At 57.9% G+C, this 5625-nt stretch carries 4 protein-coding genes and 1 pseudogene; 1 reads left to right on the top strand and 4 read right to left on the bottom strand.

Annotated elements, in window-relative coordinates; translation table 11 throughout:
* The 3 genes from BN871_RS24215 to ytxC form a co-directional block, all read right to left on the bottom strand.
* Nucleotides 1-319, bottom strand: a 319-nt coding sequence (locus tag BN871_RS24215) for a hypothetical protein (RefSeq protein ID WP_048749523.1), incomplete at its 3' end; no start/stop codon positions are given.
* 78 nt (nucleotides 320-397) lie between these two features.
* Entirely contained in the window at nucleotides 398-2335 is a 1938-nt protein-coding gene (thrS, locus tag BN871_RS24210) for a threonine--tRNA ligase (RefSeq protein ID WP_048749521.1), read from the bottom strand.
* Nucleotides 2336-2665: 330 nt separating this feature from the next.
* Entirely contained in the window at nucleotides 2666-3607 is a 942-nt protein-coding gene (gene ytxC / locus BN871_RS24205) for a putative sporulation protein YtxC (RefSeq protein WP_021880122.1), read from the bottom strand.
* A 214-nt stretch (nucleotides 3608-3821) separates the two neighbouring features.
* Between ytxC and BN871_RS24200 the strand changes: the two genes are divergently transcribed.
* A complete protein-coding gene (locus BN871_RS24200) occupies nucleotides 3822-4931 on the top strand; it encodes a diguanylate cyclase (RefSeq protein WP_048749519.1) in 1110 nt (369 codons plus the stop codon).
* 209 nt (nucleotides 4932-5140) lie between these two features.
* On the opposite strand, the pseudogene BN871_RS24195 reads toward BN871_RS24200, so the two are convergent.
* Nucleotides 5141-5625: pseudogene (locus BN871_RS24195) on the bottom strand (dehypoxanthine futalosine cyclase); the annotation flags it as partial.

Genomic DNA, 5625 nt, shown 5'->3' with positions numbered 1-5625 from the left:
TCTTGACCGGGGCAAGCCCGTCCTGCTGCGGCTGCTCCGGCGCGGACGAGGCGGCGTCCGGCATCCCAGGCGGTGCGACAGCCGGCAGCGGCGGAGAAGCCGGCTTGTCCGCCGCCTTCGGATCGGGCCGACGTACGCCGGCCCGCTTGGGAACGGGACGTTTTTCAGCATCGGTTCTCTGCTCCAGCTTGCGGAGAGCGGCATCGGACTCCGAATCGGCTATGACCGTCACGCGGCCGGAGTCGAGGACGAGGGCGACAATCGCGGCAACAACGAGAAGATAGATGGATTTTCGGTACAACAAAAAGCCTGTGGGCATAGTCAGTAATCTCCCCTTTAAACGGAGGTTACCCACTGCCCGCAGGCCTTATTCAGTTTTTGTCGAATTTCGCTTCAACTAAACGGTTTTTTTGGCGATCTCCTCTGCCAGCTCCGCTGCAAGCTCGGTTACCGGCTTCGCTCCGATGTCCCCTTCTCCGCGCTTGCGCACCGAGACGGTTCCGGCTCCGGCTTCATTCTCGCCGACGATCAGCATGTAAGGAATCTTCTCGAGCTGCGCCTCGCGGATCTTGTAGCCGAGCTTCTCGTTGCGCAGGTCGCTCTCTGCGCGGATGCCTGCCGCAAGCAGCTGCTCCTCGACTTGGCGGGCGTAGCCTTCGTACACCTGGGATACCGGAATGACGCGTGCTTGCTGAGGGCTCAGCCATAGCGGCAGGGCGCCGGCGAAATTCTCCAGCAGGAAAGCGGTCATGCGCTCCATCGTGCTGATGATGCCGCGGTGGATGACGACCGGACGGTGCTTCTTGCCGTCCTCGCCCACGTACTCAAGCTCAAAGCGTTCCGGAAGCAGGAAGTCGAGCTGAGCGGTAGAGAGCGTCTCCTCCTTGCCGAGAGCCGTCTTGATCTGCACGTCGAGCTTCGGACCGTAAAACGCCGCTTCTCCCTCCGCCTCGAAGAACGGCAAGCCGAGCTCCTCGACGACCTCGCGCAGCATGCGCTGGGACATTTCCCACATCTCGTCGTTCTGGAAGTACTTCTCCGTATCCTGCGGATCCCGGTAGCTGAGACGGAAGCGGTATTCCTTGATGCCGAAGTCTTCGTATACCTTGCGGATCAGGTTGACGACACGCGCGAATTCTTCCTTGATCTGATCGGGACGGCAGAAAATATGCGCGTCGTTCAAAGTCATGGCCCGAACGCGATGCAGTCCCGTCAAGGCGCCGGACATTTCGTAGCGGTGCATCGTGCCGAGCTCCGCTACGCGGATCGGCAGATCGCGGTAGCTGCGCATGTCGCTCTTGAACACCATCATATGATGAGGACAGTTCATCGGACGCAGCACGAGCTCCTCGTTGTCCATGACCATCTTGGGGAACATGTCCTCGCTGTAGTGCTCCCAATGCCCGCTCGTTTTGTACAGCTCGACATTGGCCAGCACCGGCGTATAGACATGCTGGTAACCGAGCTTTTCTTCGAGGTCGACGATGTAGCGCTCCAGCGTGCGGCGCACGCGGGCGCCGTTAGGCAGCCAGATCGGCAAGCCTTGGCCGACTTCCTTGGAGAACGTGAACATCTTCAGCTCGCGGCCGAGCTTGCGGTGGTCGCGCTTCTTGGCTTCCTCGAGCAGATGGAGATGCTCGTCCAGCTGCGCCTTCTTCGGAAATGCGGTGCCGTAGATCCGCTGCAGCATCTTGTTCTTGGAATCGCCGCGCCAGTAGGCTCCGGCAACGCTCAGCAGCTTGAACGCCTTGATCTTGCCCGTGGACGGCAAATGCGGCCCGCGGCACAGATCGAAGAACTCGCCCTGGTCGTAGATGGTGATGACCGAGCCTTCCGGAAGATCGCGGATCAGCTCCAGCTTGAGCGGGTCCTCCATCTTCTCGAACGTCGCCAGAGCCTCTTCGCGGCTGACTTCGCGGCGGCGGATCGGAATATCTTCCTTGATGATCCGCTCCATCTCCTTCTCGATCTTTTCCAGATCCTCAGGGGTAATGGATTGCTCCAGATCGATATCGTAATAGAAGCCGTCCTCGATGACGGGACCGATGCCCAGCTTGACCGTCTTTTCTCCATAGATTCGCTTGATCGCTTGAGCCATCAGATGGGCTGTGCTGTGACGGTATACCTCTAGTCCGTCCGCCGAATCGAGCGTGACGATTTCGACCAGCGATCCGTCCTTGATCTCCGTGTTCAGATCCACGACTTTTCCGTCCAGCTTGCCCGCCACCGCGTTTTTCCGCAGTCCGGAGCTGATGGATCCCGCTACGTCCTCGATCGTCGCTCCCGGCTCGTAAGCACGGACCGCGCCGTCGGGAAGCTTGATTTCAATTGCCATTGTCATGCCGCCTCCTGAGTTATAAATAGGATCATAAGGACGCAAAAAAGCACTGCGTCCCGCAAAGGGACGAGTGCTGTACGTTCAGACCCGTGGTTCCACCCTAATTCAACGCCGAGGCGTTCTCTGGGATCCTATAACGGGGATTAGGCCGGCATCACTTACTTTCCGGACGTGCCGGGTTCCATCATGCAGCTTCGAAGGGGTACGGCCGCTTGCGCCTGCGTTAGGAATTTTCAGCCCGGGATTCCTATCTCTGGGACGCGCGTCAAACGCCGCATGTCTTCATCAATGCTTTGACCACATTATATAGAAGCGGGACGTTGCCCGTCAAGGCTCTCCGGCGCCCAAAGCCTGGGAGTTCCCGCCGATTCCGCAATCGCGGCAGCCCGGACATACTTCGGCGCGCTGCTCGAAAATGGCCTGGATCGTACGGATGACCTGATGATCCGGAGTCGGGGTATGGATGCGGATCGAGGCCGGCGCCGCCGTAATCAGGCTGCTCAGGACCATATCCTCCACATTGAGCTCGGCATCCACCAGCTCGGCGATGGCGCGGTCCTCGGAGCGGGTGTCCAGCGGCAGGAAATCCGCGTCCAGAAGCTGGATTTCCTGTCCGTCATCCTGGACGACATGGACCAGCTTGCGGCGGCTCGGCTGCACCGCCACGAAATATTTGAGCAGGGAAATGAATTCCTGATACTGCTTATCCATGACGTATTCCTCGACCGCATACTCCGCCGCTTCCCGCAGCTCCTGCCAATAGCCCTGCAGCCTGAACGTCACGAACCCCTGGAGGTTGAGGCGCGTATTCTCCGCAAGGAAGCCTTCCAGCTCGGCGGCCACTCTGGCCTCCCGCTGCCCGCGGCTGCCCGCCTCTCCTCCAGCGAGCGGTTGCGGCTCCTCGATCTGCCACTGCTCCCCGGACAGGACCAGCCTGCAGCACTGCTCTATAGTAGCGATCTCTTCATCGCCGGTATAATGAAATTGCTTGCGGATGATCGTGCGGATGAGCACCGGCTCGTAACGCTCGACGATGTAGCCCGACAGCCTGGCTGCGGCCTGCGCATAGACAAGCCCTCCGTGCTCGGAGAGAGAGAATCCGGGCAGCCGGGCCGTGCAGATCAGCCTGCGGCCGGACGCTCCCGGCGTCCAGTCCCACAATCGCTCCGCATCTTCCGCCAAGCCGGAGCTTGCCCCGTTCAGCTCGCGGCACAAGGCCTCGCCGCGGTCTTCTTCCTCCGCGATGAGATCCACTACAAGCAGCTCCATGCGCGCTCAACCCCTTTCCTTCCCTTTAGTATATGCCGGGCATGGTCGGATATTCGGCGGGAAGGAGGGCAAAAGGCCTGGAATAAGCATTTTCCGAAGGAGGAAAAAGGTGGTTCTGCGGACATTTTCTATTCATAATGAGGATTGGATTGGCGATCTTTTCATGGTATATTGATTAACGTGTAACCAAGCTTGCATGCTGGAGTGACTCTATTTGGACGATCAATTGCTGGACTTCACCCGAGCGCGCTGGAACCGGATGCTGATGAACGGATTCTGGTGCCTGCTCGGTCTAATGATCTTATTCGAATTCTTGTATCTGGCCTTCATCACTCCGCTTGCTTCGGGAATCTTCTTCAAGAAATACATTCTGCTTCCAACCGTGCTCCATCTTTCCGTGCTGGTCGGGGCAGAGTTTGCTATCCGCTATTTGTCTGAGAGACTGCGCGATTATTCGCTGCTGGTCGCTTCCGCTCTCATGACCTTCATCATCGTTGAAATCAATATCGAAGTGAACTATATCGTCATTGCGCTATTTCTGCCCGTGCTGGTATCCATTTTTTATTTCTCCTCCAAAAAACTCGTCTTTGCCGACGTCCTTTGCCTGCTGTCCCTGTTCTGCCTCTACTTCTTCAACGACAACCTCGATATCTCCCTGGTCGGCATGCTTTCCATTACGGCCATGATGGGGGCATTCAGCCTTGTGGCCTGGGGGGTCATTACGAGAGGCAAGGAAATGCGCCAGTATTACATCCATACATCGCGCTTCAACCAGGAGCTGATGGTCAAGAATACGATCATGGACAAGCTGGCCAAGACGGACGCGCTTACGGAACTGTACAACCATATTACGTTTCATGAATACCTCGACAAGCTGATCGACCACCATGATGTCAGCGGAATGCCGCTGCAGCTTGCCTTGATCGACATCGATAATTTCAAGAGCGTCAACGATCAGTTCGGCCATCGGGCCGGCGATCTCGTCCTGAAGAAAGTATCGGAGATCGTCCGCGCCCAGGCCGGCATGAACGATTTCGTCGCCCGTTACGGCGGCGAGGAGCTTGCCGTCATCTTTACGGACCGGGCCGCAGAGAAGTCCCTTCATATTTTGGAGGCGATGCAGACCAAGATTTCTTCGGCCGTATACGACAAGCTTGGTACCCGCCGCATTACGGTGAGCATCGGTTTCTCCTCTTATGCGGACGAAGGCAAGGAGAATTTCTTTGCCCGAACCGACAAAGCCCTCTATGCCGCCAAATCCTCCGGCAAAAACCGCATCATCATCGCGGAAGAAGCCGAAGTGGCTCAAGCAAGCTTTTCTTGAATGACCCTACAGCCCTGTTGCCGCCCGAAAGGCGGCATGGGGCTGTTTTTTCAGCTGGAAAAAAGGATGCCTGGCGGCAGCCCCAAGTTCATCCGTTCCCGAGGCTCCTCCTCTTGGCAGCTCCGAATCCGCGCCCATACCAAAAAAGACGCCGGTCACCTGAGAACCGCTCCGAGCGATTCACCGGGACTAGCGTCTGAATCAACCAATTAGTTCTGCATGACGAAGTCGCGTTCAGCGTGCTCCCCGTCGTGGAAGACACGAAGAATGTCGTAGCGCGTATTGCGCTGAGCAGGAATCTTGCCCGCCTCCCGGATATACTGGAGAATGAGCTCGATGTTGACCTTGTGGGTCGTGCCCGCCGCGGACACGACGTTCTCCTCCAGCATCGTGCTGCCGAAGTCGTTGACTCCGTACGAGAGCGACTGCTTGCCGATCTCCGGCCCCATCGTCACCCAGCTCGCCTGCATGTTCGGGATGTTGTCCAGCATGATCCGGTTGATGGCCACCATTTTGAGGTATTCTTCCGGCTTGGATTTCTCCCGCTTGAGGTTCGTATTGTCCGGCTGGAACGGCCACGTAATGAAGCCAGGAAGCCGGGAGAAGGATATCCGAGCGCCTTGCACTCGTCCTGCGCTTCGCGGACGCGAAGCATATGCAGGGCCCGCTCCTCCATCGATTCCCCSAATCCGTA

Origin of the sequence: Paenibacillus sp. P22 (assembly GCF_000469945.2) — a bacterium.
Classification (GTDB): domain Bacteria; phylum Bacillota; class Bacilli; order Paenibacillales; family Paenibacillaceae; genus Paenibacillus_O; species Paenibacillus_O humicus.
The sequence above is the reverse complement of the archived record's forward strand: the minus strand, read 5'-3'. Positions and strand labels throughout refer to the sequence as shown.

Excerpts from the sequence above, each read along its gene's own strand:
- thrS (WP_048749521.1), bottom strand. The coding sequence starts at position 2,335 with ATGGCAATTGAAATCAAGCTTCCCGACGGCGCGGTCCGTGCTTACGAG.
- ytxC (WP_021880122.1), bottom strand. The coding sequence starts at position 3,607 with ATGGAGCTGCTTGTAGTGGATCTCATCGCGGAGGAAGAAGACCGCGGC.